Here is a 16,245-nt window from a genome sequence, read left to right on the forward strand (position 1 = left end):
ATAGTGTATTTTGTCGATGTTTTCTTGGTTTTATCAGGGCGGTGCTTGGATGAACGGTAGCTGGTTCTGCTATTTTTTTTCGGGAAATCAATGCCTATATTTGTTGCAAATACAGCGTTTATGCAGATTCATTTTATTGCAATTGGTGGTAGTGCCATGCACAATTTGGCCTTGGCCTTGGCACATAAAGGTGACATGGTAACAGGAAGTGACGATGTCATTTTTGAGCCGTCCAAATCACGATTGAAAGCAAAGGGCCTCCTTCCCGAAAGTTTTGGTTGGTATCCTGAAAAGATCCATGAAGATTTAGACGCTGTAATTCTGGGGATGCACGCAAAGGAAGACAACCCTGAATTGCTAAAGGCCCAAGAGTTGGGAATTAAAATATATTCCTACCCCGAATTTCTATACGAACATTCAAAAGACAAGACCCGGGTGGTTATTGGGGGCAGTCATGGAAAAACCACGATAACTTCAATGATTCTTCATGTGCTCAACTATCACGATAGGGAAGTTGATTTTATGGTGGGGGCACAGTTGGAGGGTTTTGAACGGATGGTGCATCTGACCGATCATAATGATTTTATGGTTTTGGAAGGAGACGAATACCTTTCTTCCCCTATAGACCGCAGACCCAAATTTCATCTGTACAAACCGAATATTGCGCTTTTAAGTGGAATAGCTTGGGACCATATCAATGTTTTTCCCACTTTCGAAAACTACGTAGAGCAGTTCCAGATTTTTGTGGATAGCATTGTCAAAGGAGGAAGCATAACCTATAACGAGGAAGATCCCGAAGTTAAAAAGGTGGTCGAGGCTTCGGAAAATGCCATCCGAAAATTACCTTATACCACGCCCGAATATTCGATAGAAGATGGCACCACTTTTTTAGAGACCCCAGAAGGGCCAATGCCTATTGAAGTCTTTGGGAAGCACAACCTGAGCAACTTGGCAGGAGCCAAGTGGATCTGCCAGAACATGGGCGTAGATGAAGACGATTTCTATGAAGCCATTGCAACGTTTTCAGGAGCGTCAAAGCGCCTTGAGAAAATTGCGGAAGGAAAAACTTCCGTAGCGTATAAAGATTTTGCACACTCACCAAGTAAAGTGGCTGCAACTACAAAAGCAGTAAAGGAACAATATGCGAACAGGAAACTAATTGCCTGTTTGGAATTGCATACGTATAGCAGTTTTAATCCTGAGTTTTTAAAGGAATACAAAGGGGCATTGGATGCAGCCGACGAAGCGGTGATTTTCTATTTGCCAGAGTCCGTTGCCATTAAAAAACTAAAGGAAGTCACTCCCGAACAAATTTCGGAAGCTTTTGAGCGAAATGACCTTAAGATCTATACCAATGCCACAGATTTTAAAGACTTTGTCTTTGGTCAAGATTACGGCAACTCGGTATTGCTTTTAATGAGTTCGGGAAATTATGGGGGATTGGACCTAAACGAATTGAAAGGGAAGTTCTCTTCGTAACGAAAGTTTTGCCAGGGGGCGCGGTGTAAAGAAGCTCTTGCTTAGGTGATTATAGGTTTTGTGGGGTATAGGGCTCTTATAAGGAATTGGAGTTTATTATATTTATATCATGCATAAAAAGCCAGTCTCGTTCTCGATCAAACATTGGTCGGACGATGATAAACCACGTGAAAAATTGGTCCGAAAAGGAAGGTCGGTGTTATCCGACGCCGAACTGGTCGCCATTTTAATCGGCTCCGGCAGTCGGGAAGAAAGCGCCGTTGAGCTGGCCAAAAGAATTTTGGCGTCGGCGAATAACAATTTAAATGAGCTGGGTAAACTATCCTTAAAACAATTGATGGCGTTCAAGGGTATCGGTGAGGCAAAGGCGGTTACCATAGCGGCGGCCTTGGAAATAGGTCGAAGAAGACGGGGAGAAGAAGCCCAAAAAATCGAGAAGATCAGTAGTAGTAGGGATGTTTTCCATTTATTGCATCCCCGAATCGGTGAGTTGCAGCATGAAGAGTTTTGGATTCTCTACCTTAGTAACGCCAATAAGGTTTTGCACAGTGCGCAGTTGAGCAAGGGCGGTTTGACGGGTACCTTGGTAGATGTCAGGATCGTAATGCGACAAGCTTTGGAGCAGGGGGCGGTCGGGTTGATACTATCGCATAACCACCCTTCGGGAACACTGCGGCCTAGCGAGGAAGACCGCAAGGTTACCCAGAAATTAAAAAAGGCGGCCGCGGCACTCGATATAAAAGTTTTGGATCATTTGATAATTACCCAGAATGATTATTATAGTTTTGCCGATGAAGGTATTCTTTAGGGCCTATTTGCCATTTGAAACCGAATCGGCCCTGAAGGCCCAATAGCAGTTGAAATTTGAACTCTTAACCGATTATGTTACTTATCTATACCCATAAGATCACACCGCGTTTCAGATATACCATGAAACAGGTATTTACCCGTATTTTGGGTATAGAGATTGTATTTACGACCAAGGTCGAAGATTTTATAAAGCATACGGGGGCTAAGATTACGTATACCAAACAGCCTTTGCAAAACGAATTTTTTGTACGGAGCAACGACCTTCTCTTCGAACAAGGTATAAATGACTTGGATATTTCGGTGGCCGATTGGGACGGGGTTCCGTGTTTTTTTAAGGCAGGCGAGCGCAGCAATCTGCCCTTCGATATATTTTCGGCCAGTTTCTACCTGTTGAGCCGTTATGAAGAGTACTTGCCCCATGTAAAGGATGTGCATGAAAGGTTTCCGGTGAAAGACAGTCTTGCCTATAAACATAAGTTTTTGAGGTCGCCGGTAGTCGATATCTGGGCCTACAGATTACTCGATGAATTAAAGTCGCGGTTTCCTGATATGGAACGCAAGCCTAAAAAGTACAGATATGTATCGGCCATAGATGTAACCACGTCGCATTGCTTTGCCTATAGGGGCGTTGTACGCAGTCTTGCCGGTCTTTTCTATGACTTGGGCTCTTTAAAGTTTAAGCGGGTGGCACAGCGACTAAAAGTTTGGTTCGACCCAGAAAAGGATCCCTACGATAACTTTTCCTTCCTCATCGATTTACATAAAAAATATAGGGTAAAGGATATTTTCTTTTTTCAGTTTGCCGACTACTCCACTTACGATAAGAATGTTTCTCCCGATAACAATAAATTCCGTTTTCTTATAAAGTCCATTGCAGATTACAGTAAGGTCGCCCTAGCGGCATCTTATAGCTCCTTTAACGATATCGATCTTTTGACGAAAGAGAAGAAAAAGTTGACCAGTGTAATCAATAGGCCTATAAATTCGTCACGTTTGCGTTATAATCGCGTGGATCTGCCCCATACCTATAGGAACTTGGTAGAGGCGGAGTTTGTTGATGATTATACTATGGGCTATACCCACGAAATCGGTTTTCGGGCCAGTACGTGTACCCCTTTTTATTTTTACGATATCAATCTAGAGGTACAACAACCCATTCGCATACATTCGTTTGCCTTTCACGATTACGCTTTTGTTGGCCATAATGACAGTAAGGCCATCATAGGGGAAATCCAGACGATATGTGATGAGGTCAAATCCGTTAACGGGGAATTTGTGTCGGTTTTTTCTAATGAACTTCTAGGGGGCGAGGAAAAAATGGACTGGAAAGACTTTTATGAAACCGTTTTAAAACAATGTCATGTTTAAGAATGTAGTTACCGATGTTTTCTTCGATTTAGACCATACCCTTTGGGATTTTGAGAAGAATTCGGCCCTTACCTTTGAAAAGATTTTTCAGGAAAACGCTATTGAGGTAGCGCTTCCCGATTTTCTAGAGGTTTATATTCCGGCGAACTTTGCCTTTTGGAAGCTTTATAGGGAAGAAAAAATAAGTAAGGAAGATCTGAGGTATCAGCGACTGAAATCGGTATTCGATGATTTGAAATATCCTGTTCCCGATAAAACCATAAACAAATTATCCGATGAGTATATCCGATACCTGTCGTCTTTCAATCATTTGTTTCCCAATGTAACCGAAATTTTAGATTATCTAAAGCCAAAGTATAAGCTCCATATTATCACCAACGGCTTTCAAGAGGTTCAAGAGAAGAAACTCAAAAATTCAAATATATACGGCTACTTTGACCAAATTATAGATTCGGAAATGGCCGGTGTAAAAAAGCCCGATCCCTTTATTTTTGAATTGGCGTTGAGAAGGGCCGAAACAAGGCCGGAAAACTCCTTGATGATAGGCGATAATTTAGAGGCCGATATATTGGGGGCACAGGCCGTAGGTTATCATGCGCTTCACTTTAACGCACATCAGGGACCAAAACACGATTTTTGTGAAATCATTGACGATTTACACGAAATAAAAACCTTTTTATAGAGTTATATTAGGTAAGACCATAATTGCGCCAACTAAGGCCTGTGTTCGGTATTGCCATGATAAAATTTATTAAATCCATTTTACTTTGTACCTTGTCTTGCCTGACACTTTTGTCGTGTATAGAGGATCAAGATTTTAACCAATATGACGAGATTGGGGTAACCCCGAACCTAGAAGCGAGTATTCTTTATGTAGAAGCCCCTGAATCTTTGGTTAACGATACGAATGGGGCAAATATCTTTTCGCGCAACTTTAATTTTGATGCCTTTAGTTCCGATGTTTTTGCAAAGCGCGTGCTCGATGGTACCATTACCTATATTGTTGAAAATACGACTAGTAAAGAGCTGCAGGTTACTGTAGAATTGCTTGATGCGGACGATAATGTTCTCGATACGGAAATAATTCCTGTAGACCCTACACCCTATAGCTTGCAACGCGATGTAGCATATGGAAGTTCGGGCCGCAGTATAGATATTATAAAGAATACCTCAAGTATACGCGTAACGGCCAATAATTTAGGAAATACTACTAGCACTTCAAATGAGCCCGAGCCAAAAATCATCTTAAAATCGAGCGGACAATTCAGAGTCGAAATAAAATGAGAGCCTCAAAACTACTGTTTATAGTCCTTTTTTGGGCAGGCTTCGCCGTTTACGGTCAGAACAAGCAGCTTCTGTACGATTTTGTCGAGATTCCACAGTCGGCCATGGTCAACCCTGGGGTCGATACCGATTTTCAATGGTATGCAGGCGTTCCATTATTGTCGGGAATGTCGCTTCAAGCAGGTTTAAGTGGTCTTTCCGTGAACGATATCTTCGCCGATGACGGTCTGAATATTAATGATAAAATACGGGAGCGGGCCATTTACGGCATGAATCCACGAGATGAGCTGAGCGGTACATTTCAAACTGAACTTTTAAGTTTTGGTTTCCGTGGTAAAAATCCCGATAATTTCTATACGGCCGGGATGTATATTGAAGGCGATGCCATTGGGTATTGGTTCCAAGATTACGCCATATTGGCCTTTGAGGGAAATGCCGATAAACTGAACCAACCCTTTGATTTAGGCCAGCTGAAGACAAGGGGCGAGTTAATGAACGTATTTCACGTCGGTTTGAACAAAAAAGTGGATAATGATCTTACGATTGGGGTGAGGGGTAAATTGTATTCCAGTATTTTCGACTTTAACTCCACCAAGAACAAAGGTACTTTTGTTACCAAGGAAGGGGTCAACAATATATATTCCAGTACCGTGGAAGCCGACATGCAATTACGTACATCAGGACTTAACGGCTTAAAGGATGCCGTTGACGAGGGAACCGTGGGAAGCACTGTCGCCAAAAGGGCCCTTTTGGGAGGCAACCTTGGGCTAGGCCTTGATTTTGGTTTTACCTATCAACTGAACGATCAAACCGTTATTACCGCTAGCCTTTTGGATTTGGGATTTGTCTACCATTCAAAAGATATTAAAAACTACAGCCTTAACGGTAAGGCCACTATTGAAGGTATAGGGATTATTTTGCCCGATGCCGCCGCAGATCCCAATGCCGATTTTTGGCAGAACCTAGTGGATGACGTTGAAGATTTTGTGCCTTTTGAAGATAATGAAGATGCTTATATAGCCTTTAGGCCTACAAAATTGTACGGGTCTTTACGTTATAATTTTGGTGAGCGTGTTGATAACAGGGCCAATTGCGCCTGTGGTGTAAATGCTTCAAGCAACCGAGCACGGGCCAAATATGTAAACAGTGTTGGTGGTCAGTTATATATTATAAATAGACCAAGAGGTCCGCAAATGGCCTTGACGGGTTTTTATCAAAGGCGATTCGGTAATTTTATGGCCCTTAAAACCACCTATACCATAGATAAGTTCTCTTATTCGAATATTGGTTTAGGACTTTCGGTACAGGCAGGACCGGTAAATATTTATGCCATGGCCGATAATCTGTTGTCTTACGGCAATTTGGCAAATAGCCATTATGCTTCTTTTCAGTTAGGATTAAATATCATATCTTGGGGCAAGAAATGATATGGCGTAGCCGATAAATGAACAACTTCAAGGTTTGGCACGCTTTTTTCATCTTCCTATTTACAAATATTAAAAACAACAATTGTGAAGTATATATTCCTAACCTGTTTTTTCATGGTAAGTCTCATCGGTATGGCCCAAGACCAGTTGAACGATTATAAGTATATCATCGTTCCCAAAAAATTCGATGGCTTTAAAAAAGAGAACCAATACCAGACCAGTACCCTTGTAAAATTTCTGTTTACCGAAAAAGGGTTTCAAGCCGTTTATGAAGATGAACTGCCCGGCGAACTGAACAACAATAGATGTTTGGGCCTAGTGGCGAACCTTATTGACGATTCATCGATGTTCACTACCAAGGCGGGAGTGGTTTTGGAGAATTGCAAGGGGCAAGAGGTATTTACTACCGCCATAGGTAAAAGCAAGGAGAAAGATTACAAGCTGGCCTATGGCCAGGCCTTGAGAAACGCTTTCAAATCTTTTGATACCGTGAATTATAGCTACAATGGAAAGGCCGATACATCGGAGCCTGTTCGTGTAAGCTTTAAGGATGATGTCAAGCAGGTTGAGGAGAAGGCGCCTTACGAACCAAAGAACAGACAGCCCATGGTGGAGCAAGTGGCCACTAAGGAAACCCAAAGTTATAAGGACAATACGCCACAACCTTCCAATTATAAGTCAGTGCAATCGCCACAAGCCGTAGCTCCTGCCCCAAGTGTCGTTATCAACGCGTCGCAATCGGATAAGGGCACCCTTTACGCACAGGAAATACCCAACGGGTTTCAATTGGTAGACAGTACCCCTAAAATTCAGCTGAAGATATTTAAGACTTCCTTGCCCAATTACTTTTTAGCCGAAGGCGATGGGGAAAACGGCGTGGTATTTCAGCAGGGCGGAAAATGGTATTTTGAGCAGTACGTCGATGGGAAGCTTAAGACGGAAGAATTGGCCGTAAAGTTCTAGTGGTCGTATTTACCCTTCCATCTATTTTTTAAAAATTCTTTAATGGCATTCTCCCGCGAATTGTTTCCGGGCTCGTAAAAGGGAGTCCCTGATAGTTCCTCGGGAAGAAATTCGGCTTCTACAAAATTGTTTTCATAATCATGTGCATAACGGTATTCGGCACCGTACCCCAAATCCTTCATTAGTTTGGTGGGGGCGTTGCGTAAAGGTAGGGGCACGGAAAGATCTCCGGTTTCCCTCACTTTTTGTTGTGCCTTTTTGATGGCCATATAACTGGCGTTGCTCTTAGGCGATGTGGCCAAGTAAACCGCACACTGGCTCAAAATAATGCTAGCTTCCGGATACCCGATTGTGGTAACGGCCTGGAAAGCATTATTGGCTATGACCAAGGCGGTAGGGTTGGCAAGACCGATATCTTCAGAGGCCGAAATAAGAAGTCTTCGGGCAATGAATTTTACATCTTCGCCGCCTTCGATCATTCTGGCCAGCCAATAAACGGCACCATTGGGGTCGCTCCCTCGAATGGATTTGATAAAGGCAGAGATAATATCGTAATGTTGTTCGCCGGTTTTATCGTAAAGTACCGTATTCTTTTGCACTTTGCTCATTACCAGCTCGTCGGTGATCTGAACGCTATCTCCCGCCTCGGAATTGACGACCAGTTCAAAAATATTCAGCAATTTTCTTCCGTCACCGCCCGATAGCCGCATAAGGGCTTCGGTTTCTTTGAGCTCTATATTTTTTGTTTTTAGATATTTGTCTTGCTGTATGGCCCTTTTAAGAAGGTTCTCGAGGTCATCTTTTCCAAAAGGGTTCAATACATATACCTGACAACGCGATAGGAGGGCGGGAATCACTTCAAAACTCGGATTTTCCGTTGTGGCCCCTACCAAGGTAACCCAGCCTTTTTCAACTGCGGCCAAGAGCGAATCTTGTTGCGATTTGCTAAAACGATGGATCTCATCAATGAACAAAATAGGGTTCTTGGAAGTAAAAAGTCCCCCACTTTGTTTGGCCTTGTCGATTACCTCTCGAATATCCTTGACGCCACTATTGATGGCACTAAGCACGTAAAACGGACGTTGGCTTTCGTTGGCGATAATGTTGGCCAAGGTAGTTTTGCCCGTACCCGGAGGCCCCCAAAGAATGAGGGAAGGTATAATGCCCCTTTTTATTTGGTTCGTTAATGAGCCGTCCTTACCAATCAAATGGTGTTGGCTGATGTAGTCATCTAGGGTTTTGGGGCGAATGCGTTCGGCTAAAGGTTCGTTCATGGTGCAAAAATATAATAAAGTTGGCAGAAGATGGTTTCATATAGCAGAGGAAACACGCTTTTTCAAAAGAGTTATAAAGCCTGTTGGGTACTGACGATTTAGCAGTTTGCAAAGAGTTGGCTAACTTATTGTTAATTTTAAGATATGTCGGATAACGCCTATTTCAAATTTACGAACAGTGTAGTTGTAGCCCCTTTGTTGGCTATACTCTCGATATGGACGGTCTTTTGGGTTGAATTGCGCTTTAAAGTCAACTTGAACGACTATGGCATATACCCGCAGCGGGTTTCGGGCTTAAAAGGCATAATTTTCAGTCCTTTTATTCATGGTTCGGTAGAGCATCTCTATAACAATACCATTCCATTGGCAGTGTTGACCGCCTCATTGTTTTATTTTTATAGGGGTATAGCCTTAAGGGTGCTCGTTATGGGTATTTTGATTTCCGGATTGTTTACTTGGGCAATCGGTAGGCCTTCTTATCATATCGGGGCAAGTGGCGTTATTTATCTTTTGGCCAGTTTTATTTTTTTTAAGGGGATTTTTACAAAGCATTACCGATTGGTGGCCTTGTCGCTGATCGTGGTTTTTATCTACGGGAGTATGCTTTGGTATATCTTTCCCATAGAAGATGGAATTTCTTGGGAAGGGCATCTCGGGGGATTTTTGGGCGGACTTTTATTGGCCTTCGTGCTAAAGTCCGAAATACCGCCCGTAAAAAAGTACGATTGGGAAAAAGAAGACTATGACGAGGAAGCCGATGAGTTTCTACGGCAGTTCGATGAATACGGAAATTTTATTGAGAAAGCCCCAGAACAGGAGGTTCCCGAGGATACGGTGAAAGTTACGTATCACTACAAGGAGCAAAAACCCGATGATTTTTCTGGGGAAGCTAGTAAATAGGTAAGTCGCTTGTTCCTATACCTAAGATTTAGGCAAGGCCCTTTGCCGTACCGCTTCATATAGGAATACCGCACAGGCAACCGAAACGTTAAGCGATTCTATTTCGCCCAACAGGGGCAATTTGGCAAGGTGGTCGGCCGCTTTTAGGGTAGAGGGGGAGATGCCCCGATCTTCAGAACCCATAACTATGGCCGATGGTCCGCTAAAGGAAATGTCGTATATAGAAGTATCGGTCTTTTCGGTCGCTGCCACAACACTGATGCCACTGGCCTGTAAATAGTAGACAGCGTCTTTTATATGGTCGACCTTTGCTATAGGTACTTTAAAAGCCGCTCCGGCAGATGTTTTAATGGTATCGGCAGTAACGGGCGCAGCTCCTTTTTTCTGAATGATGATCCCGTCGACACCGGTACATTCGGCAGTTCTTATAATGGCACCAAAATTACGGACATCAGAAAGTTGGTCAAGTAACAAAAATAGGGGGGCTTCCTTTTTTGCAATAACTTTTTCTACAAGCTCTTCCAGTTCGTAAAAGGTAATGGGGGAGATATTGGCAACAACACCTTGATGGTTGTTTTGGGTCAGCCTGTTAAGTTTTTCGATCGGAACGTATGAGGTGTTGATTCCGTTCTTTCTAATCAATCCTTCAAGCTCACGCGATAAGTCGCCTTTAAGCCCTTTTTGAACAAAGACCTTGTCGATGGGTTCATTGGCGTTTATAGCTTCTATGACCGCCCGTATACCGTAAATTTGAGTTGTTTTGTGCATGCTTGCCTTAAATTTGTAAAAAGTGAATTTCACTTGAGGCAAAGTTAGGTTAAAACAATCAGATTGTTATGTTTTGAACAAAAAGAGGCAAGCTTTTAAAGCTTGCCTCTTCTGTTAATTCAATTAAAAATTGATTTATAACTTCTCCAATACCATTTCGTAATTTGAGGCGTAGCCATCTACGGTGTAATAAAAAGTAATCGTACCTGTTTCTGGGTCTACACTTCCGGTTCCAGAGGTTCCGTATCCCCAATTATCTTGGAGGAACCCCCCTGTTATGGTCAAGGAATTACAATAATCTGTAAATTCGAAAGAATATAATCCACTGAAATAATTATCGGCACTAACGGAATATGTACCTACCCCGGTACTTTCGATGGTCACTTCCCTGCCACTATCGGGGTATACGTAATTTCCTTCCAAAAAGGTTGGGCAGATTCCTTGAAGGGTTATGGCGATCTTGTTTCTATTGGAAGATACGGTTTTAGAGGAAGTGAGGATTTCTAATACCGCTTCTTTAGGGTTGTCGCCATCTAAATTGGCAGAGTTGACCATTATTACCGCGGAAGTCGTATTGGAACCCGCTGGAATGGTGAATTTGGTTTCACCCAAACTGAATTCATTACCTTCTATAGCGGTAGAGCTTTCGTCAACTCCAATTGTAACAGTAACTTCTTCATCTAAAGGTAGGCCATCGGCGCCAAAATACTCAAATGGTATTTCGAGTTCGTAAACCTCTCCGTCTTGTATGAAATTACTGGAAGTTTTTGCTTCAGGAAATTGAACAACAATCGGCCCTTTTCCAAAATCTGTTTCATCTTGATCTAACAATGCGTCACACGAAACGCTTAAGGTTGCGACGCTAATCGATGCAAGGATAAATGTTATTTTTCTATATATATTTTTCATTTTTCTTGAGTTTATTTCCAGAATGGATATTTAGTAAATGCGTCTTCTCTCGTCGTCGGAGGTACATTTTGGCTATTTCTAGAATATTCCGAGGTCGGGTAAAGTAGAGATACTGGTCGTACCCCATCTGAGTCACCGGAAACTGGAAGGTCAACAGGAAAACCTGTTCTTGTGTTTTCTATCCAAGACTCTATCGAGCTTGTACCGTTGAGAACAACCCATTTTTGAGTGATAATGGCTTCGATTTTATCTGTAGAAGCATCCCAGCCTGTATTTTTGATGGCTTGCGAGTAATAGGTCTCTGCTTCTGTAGCGGCATCCTCTACCTCGAGATATTCAAAAGAAGCGGTAATGGCATCATTATATAACTGTTTTGCATCTGCATCACTTCCGTTGATATACCCTCGAACAATGGCTTCTGATCGCAATAAAAGTGCTTCGGCCAACAGCATAATGGGCTGGTCTTGTGTAGGACTTTTAAGAAGACCGGAGCCTATCTTGGATAAATCCTTGGAGGTATAGCCTGAGCCAGGAAGATTTATAGCTTGCCAAACACCTTTGAATGTCCCTGAATTTTCTGATGGACTGTATAAATATCCTAAGCGCGGGTCATTGGTTGCGGAAAGGTAATTAACGGTATGGTCAGTTGCGACAGTATAATCGTGGCGGTTCGTTTCTGCGTCGCCTTCGTCCCAACCGGCATAATCGTAAAAAGGACTTTGTTTGTCCGCATTCTTAGAGTATCCAGGATTAGCCATAACGTCTTCTTGGATATACCCGGCTCCGTTTGCATCGATTAAGCCTATCTGCTCTTTTATATAGGTGTCTTGGCCTGTATTACTTAGTCTGACAAGCATTCGTAATTTTATGGTGTTTGCAAATTGAGCCCATTTTTCCATATCTCCACCAAAGAATATGTCGCTGTCCCCAGGGGTTTCGGCATTTTCTGGTAAATCTAGGGCCATAGTGGCTACACGGGTCAGTGAATCGATAACACTTTTGTATACCGTTTCTGCATCGTCATATACGGGAGTGGTGTTTTCGGCCCGTAGGTTTGCTTCGGAGAAAGGAACATCTCCATACAGGTCCACTAAATACTGATACTGGAAGCCTTTCATAGTTTGGGCGATAACATCATAAGCAGAATAATCTACGGCTCCTGTCGGGTCTTCATAATTTTCAATATAGGTAAGGTTTTTGAAAATAGAAGAATAAGATGTTTCGAATATATTCGTATAAAAACTACTGGAAACGTTGTATCGGAAAAAATCTGAGTTAGCGGACCAGTTGGATGGTGTTGCCCAGTTGTATACAAACATATTACCAACATAGGTCATCGAGGTACCGTTCAACGAGGCGAAAGTTACCTGTGCGGTAGGTAGGGTTTGTATCGGTGTTGATATCGACGGGTCGTTCGGATTGTCGTTGACATCGTAGAAATCATCGCTACAGCTTGTGGCAAGAATTCCAAAGGAGAATACCAGCAAGCTCTTGTTCAAAATGTTATATATTTTTTTCATCTTTTTTTAGAATTTAGCTGTTAAAGTCAAACCATACTGTCTGGTCGGTGGAGTTTGGGACTGGGTACCGAAGCCAACAGCATTACCGGATGAATAATTGAATTCTGGATCAGTGTAAACATTGTCAGCTGGTCTCCACATAAATAAATTACGGCCATAGAGTCCAAGGCTTAGAGCTTGCATACCCAATTTGTCTACGATTGCATCATCGAAAGAATACGAAAGGGATATCTCTCTTAATTTTAGTACAGAGGCATCGGAAACATAATTTGATTTGGTGTCACCGTATACGTCCCAGAAAGAATTACCGCCGCCACTTGTTAAACGATCATTGTTTTCGACATAGCCACCTGAGCCGTCTTCATATACCGAGTTAGGAAAGACGAAGGCTTGTCTTCCAGCGGTAACACCATGTTGCGTCAACCCGGTAAATTCAAGGACGTCAACGATATTGTTGTAATATACATGACCTGTTCTGTAATCGGCTACGGCATATAGTGATAAACCTTTGTATTTTAGGGTAGTGTTTAACCCTACGATATAGTCAGGAGTTGTTTTTCCTTGAATTTGGAGATCTGATGCTTCTAGTGGGTCACCATCATCTCCAACAATTACTCTTCCCAGTTCATCCCTTTGATAATCGGTAGTTTTAAGTAGGGGGTAAGACTCGCCTACTTTTGCAACTACAACTGCACCATAGCCGGGACCATCTACGTATGGAGAGCCTATTTCGATTTCGTTAACACCATCAGAAAGAGAGATTACTTCCGATTTGTTTAAAGCATAGTTGACGCCCAAGTCCCAAGAAAAGTCTTCGTTTTTTAGAATGGTTCCGTTTAAGTCAACTTCCAAACCTTGGTTTTGTACCTCTCCTAAGTTGGTTAAAATACTTGTGGCACCTGAAGTTGTGGATGTATTGATGGGGACGATTTGATCTGTAGTGTTTGTCTGATAACCTGTAATGCTACCTGATAGTCGGTCGCCTTTAAAGAAAGCGAATTCAATACCAGCTTCCAAAGAAGTAGTAAATTCAGGGCTTAAATTCGGATTGGGCTCCCTACCGGATAAAGATAGTCCCGTAGTCGATCCATAAGGAAATCCGGTTGGCGCGCTAAAGACTTGGTTGATTACATAAGGGTCGGCGTCGTTACCGGTTTTTGTCCAGTTTACGTTGGCTTTCAAATATCTTAAGGTGCCTTTTAATCCTTCAAATGCATCAGTTGGTACGAACGAAATACCTGCTCCTGGGTAAAAATAGGAGCGGTTATCTGCAGGTAGGGCAGAAGACCAATCGTTTCTGGCGGTGGCATTCAAGAAAAGGTAATCTTTGAAGCCAAATGTAAGATCACCATAAACCCCAACTTTTCTATAGTCTGTTCTGCCTTCGTCGCCTTGTAATTCGCCAGTTCTAGTAGATACGTTATAGAAGTCAGGTATAATTAAGTTTAGTCCCTCGACATTGATGGTTTTAGAATCGGTAATTCTAATGTTGTGTCCTAAGTTCGCGTTGATAGAGAAACTTTCGGATAAATCTTTGTCGATATTAATGATGAAATCGCTGTTGAAACGGGAACTGTTTAGCATCGCATCGTATGTACTCGGATTGAATTCATCGATTCTAGCATAAGTATTGGGTAATTCAAAAGCATAGGATAGTCCCCCATGTTCTTCTTTGTATTCATAGGCATATTTGGTAAAACCTAGTTTTAATGAAGCTGAAAGCCAGTCGGTGAAATCGTATTTCATGTCCCCGATAAAAGTCATTTCGGTACGATCGGTTGTGTTTCTTTGGGTATCCAATATAAACCATGGATTCTCATAGAAAGCATAATAGGAAGCTTCGTTTCTTGTGAATTGACCCGTTCTCCAATCTTTTACTTCGTTGATTGGGATGTGTAAAGGAGTATTTAAAATATACCAATAGAGAGGTCTTTCTTGGTGACCACCTTGACCTACAACATTAGCATGGGAACGGAATAAAGATAAGTTACCTCCAACTTCCAGTTTGCCAAAGTCGTAAGATCCTTTTAATCTAACATTGGTTCGGTTGTATTGGTCTTTAGGTATTACGCCATCGGTTAAGGAGTGGTCTAGAGAGAATAGGAAGTCACTCTTTTCGTCTCCTCCACTAAATGAAATACCGTTTCTTATCGTACTTCCTGATTGAAAGAAGGACTTATGGTTTCCTGGGATTGGGCTATAGGGAACTTGCCAAACACTACCATCTTCATAAGTTTCACTGGCATCGACCAGACGTCCGTCAAAACGTGGGCCCCATGCTACGTTTTCTAGTGGCCATAGTGTTCCATCGGGAAAACCTCCAACACCAAACTCATCTTGTAATTCAGGTAAGAAGGCTACTGACTCTTGTTGGATACTGGAGTTGAATGTGACGCTAACTTTTCCTTCCCCCGATTTAGTTTTGATAACGACAACTCCATTGGCTGCATCGGAACCGTAAAGAGCGGATGCATTAGCTCCTTTTAACACCGAAATTTCGGCAATGTCGTCAGGGTTAATGCGGTCAAAGGCATCTCTGCTTGAGGGATATCCATCGACAACAATTAAGGCTTGGTTGTTTCCTAATAACGAACGGTTACCCCTTAAAACAACCCTTGTGCTTGGGTTAACTCCGTTGCTAATAGTGTTTATTTGCATACCGGAAACTTTACCTACCATGGCCGTAGCGGTATTTACAGCCCTCGTTTGAGTTAACTGATCATTGTCTACTTTTCCTACGGAGTAAGAAAGTTCACGTGGCTTTCTTTCTATACCCAAGGCAGTAACCACCACTTCTTCCAATGCTTCTGCGTCTTCTTCCATTTGAACATTGATGGTGTTACTGTTGCCAACTTTCTGGCTACTGTCTTTGTAACCTAGGTAGGAAAAGATTAAGTTTTGACCTGTCTCGGCTTTAATGGCAAAAATACCGTCAAAATCAGTTTGGGTACCATTTGTGGTGCCTTGTACGACAATGTTAACCCCCGGCAATGGAAGACCATCTTGATCTAAAACCTTACCGGTTATGGTTTTGCTTTGTGCAAAAGATAACTGCACAATTAACGCCAATAACAGCGTCAACAATCCTTTTTGTTTTGCTCTCATTTTATAATTATTTGAATTAGCTATCGTAAAAATCTTAATTCCTCGTTAAAAATCCAATTTTTTTTAACGTAAAGTTATGCGTGCATAGCTTTTTTGTGTGAAAAAAAGTTCTTTTTTATACTTTAATGCGAATAATACCACAATGTTTGGAGATAAAGTTGTGTTATTGGTGTTTTTTCTATCGGTCTTGGAGTGAGAAGGTTTTGTGGTAAAACATTGGTGAAGCTGTACTTATTGTATTAATCTAGAGGTCTTGAAAAACGGCCTTTTATCTTATTTATTTTTTGGTGTGACAAGACGGGAGACCAAAATTTTTTTCAAAACTTGAATGTGTTATACGTGTTTAGAATTAGAAATGGGCAATCGATGTATTTGAGAGGGGCAAAAGTAGAAGGTGTTGGTAAGATTCTGTTTTCTGTTGAATGCTAAACCGTAAAA

The 16,245-nt window shown here is 42.0% G+C and carries 13 protein-coding genes; 8 read left to right on the forward strand and 5 right to left on the reverse strand.

Annotated features, from left to right (window positions below; all coding sequences use genetic code 11):
* The first annotated feature begins 120 nt into the window (after positions 1 to 120).
* From ZOBGAL_RS11785 to ZOBGAL_RS11815, 7 genes are all read left to right on the forward strand, one after another.
* The gene (locus ZOBGAL_RS11785; protein ID WP_013993835.1) at positions 121 to 1,479 is read left to right on the forward strand and encodes a UDP-N-acetylmuramate--L-alanine ligase; all 1,359 of its coding nucleotides are present in this window, start codon (positions 121 to 123) and stop codon (positions 1,477 to 1,479) included.
* 109 nt (positions 1,480 to 1,588) lie between these two features.
* Entirely contained in the window at positions 1,589 to 2,287 is a 699-nt protein-coding gene (gene radC / locus ZOBGAL_RS11790; protein WP_013993836.1) for a RadC family protein, read from the forward strand.
* 74 nt (positions 2,288 to 2,361) lie between these two features.
* Entirely contained in the window at positions 2,362 to 3,657 is a 1,296-nt protein-coding gene (locus ZOBGAL_RS11795) for a polysaccharide deacetylase family protein (protein WP_013993837.1), read from the forward strand.
* Complete coding sequence (locus ZOBGAL_RS11800; RefSeq protein ID WP_013993838.1) at positions 3,650 to 4,339, forward strand: YjjG family noncanonical pyrimidine nucleotidase; 690 nt, start codon at positions 3,650 to 3,652, stop codon at positions 4,337 to 4,339. The genes ZOBGAL_RS11795 and ZOBGAL_RS11800 overlap by 8 nt, the downstream gene beginning before the upstream one ends.
* 110 nt (positions 4,340 to 4,449) lie before the next feature.
* Positions 4,450 to 4,941, forward strand: a complete 492-nt coding sequence (locus tag ZOBGAL_RS11805) for a hypothetical protein (protein WP_231854758.1) — start codon at positions 4,450 to 4,452, stop codon at positions 4,939 to 4,941.
* Positions 4,938 to 6,368, forward strand: coding sequence for a DUF5723 family protein (locus ZOBGAL_RS11810; RefSeq protein ID WP_013993840.1), 1,431 nt, complete (start codon positions 4,938 to 4,940; stop codon positions 6,366 to 6,368). Before ZOBGAL_RS11805 ends, ZOBGAL_RS11810 begins: the two co-directional genes overlap by 4 nt.
* Positions 6,369 to 6,482: 114 nt before the next feature.
* A complete protein-coding gene (locus ZOBGAL_RS11815) occupies positions 6,483 to 7,331 on the forward strand; it encodes a hypothetical protein (RefSeq protein ID WP_013993841.1) in 849 nt (282 codons plus the stop codon).
* On the opposite strand, the gene ZOBGAL_RS11820 is transcribed toward ZOBGAL_RS11815, so the two are convergent.
* Entirely contained in the window at positions 7,328 to 8,605 is a 1,278-nt protein-coding gene (locus tag ZOBGAL_RS11820) for a replication-associated recombination protein A (protein ID WP_013993842.1), read from the reverse strand. The two genes, ZOBGAL_RS11815 and ZOBGAL_RS11820, sit on opposite strands and share 4 nt — an antisense overlap.
* 144 nt (positions 8,606 to 8,749) lie before the next feature.
* Between ZOBGAL_RS11820 and ZOBGAL_RS11825 the strand changes: the two genes are divergently transcribed.
* Positions 8,750 to 9,505 carry a rhomboid family intramembrane serine protease gene (locus ZOBGAL_RS11825; RefSeq protein ID WP_013993843.1) on the forward strand — a complete coding sequence of 252 codons (756 nt, stop codon included), beginning with the start codon at positions 8,750 to 8,752 and terminating at the stop codon, positions 9,503 to 9,505.
* Between the two features lie 21 nt (positions 9,506 to 9,526).
* Here ZOBGAL_RS11825 and rlmB read toward each other — a convergent pair whose 3' ends face one another.
* From rlmB to ZOBGAL_RS11845, 4 genes are all read right to left on the reverse strand, one after another.
* Complete coding sequence (gene rlmB / locus ZOBGAL_RS11830; protein WP_013993844.1) at positions 9,527 to 10,273, reverse strand: 23S rRNA (guanosine(2251)-2'-O)-methyltransferase RlmB; 747 nt, start codon at positions 10,271 to 10,273, stop codon at positions 9,527 to 9,529.
* 135 nt (positions 10,274 to 10,408) lie between these two features.
* Positions 10,409 to 11,182: a hypothetical protein gene (locus tag ZOBGAL_RS11835; protein ID WP_013993845.1), complete on the reverse strand. Its 774-nt coding sequence runs from the start codon at positions 11,180 to 11,182 to the stop codon at positions 10,409 to 10,411.
* Positions 11,183 to 11,193: 11 nt separating this feature from the next.
* Positions 11,194 to 12,702, reverse strand: a complete 1,509-nt coding sequence (locus ZOBGAL_RS11840; RefSeq protein WP_013993846.1) for a SusD/RagB family nutrient-binding outer membrane lipoprotein — start codon at positions 12,700 to 12,702, stop codon at positions 11,194 to 11,196.
* Between the two features lie 6 nt (positions 12,703 to 12,708).
* The gene (locus ZOBGAL_RS11845) at positions 12,709 to 15,807 is read right to left on the reverse strand and encodes a SusC/RagA family TonB-linked outer membrane protein (protein ID WP_013993847.1); all 3,099 of its coding nucleotides are present in this window, start codon (positions 15,805 to 15,807) and stop codon (positions 12,709 to 12,711) included.
* Between the last annotated feature and the right edge of the window lie 438 nt (positions 15,808 to 16,245).

It is taken from the genome of Zobellia galactanivorans (assembly GCF_000973105.1).
In the GTDB taxonomy this organism is placed as follows: domain Bacteria; phylum Bacteroidota; class Bacteroidia; order Flavobacteriales; family Flavobacteriaceae; genus Zobellia; species Zobellia galactanivorans.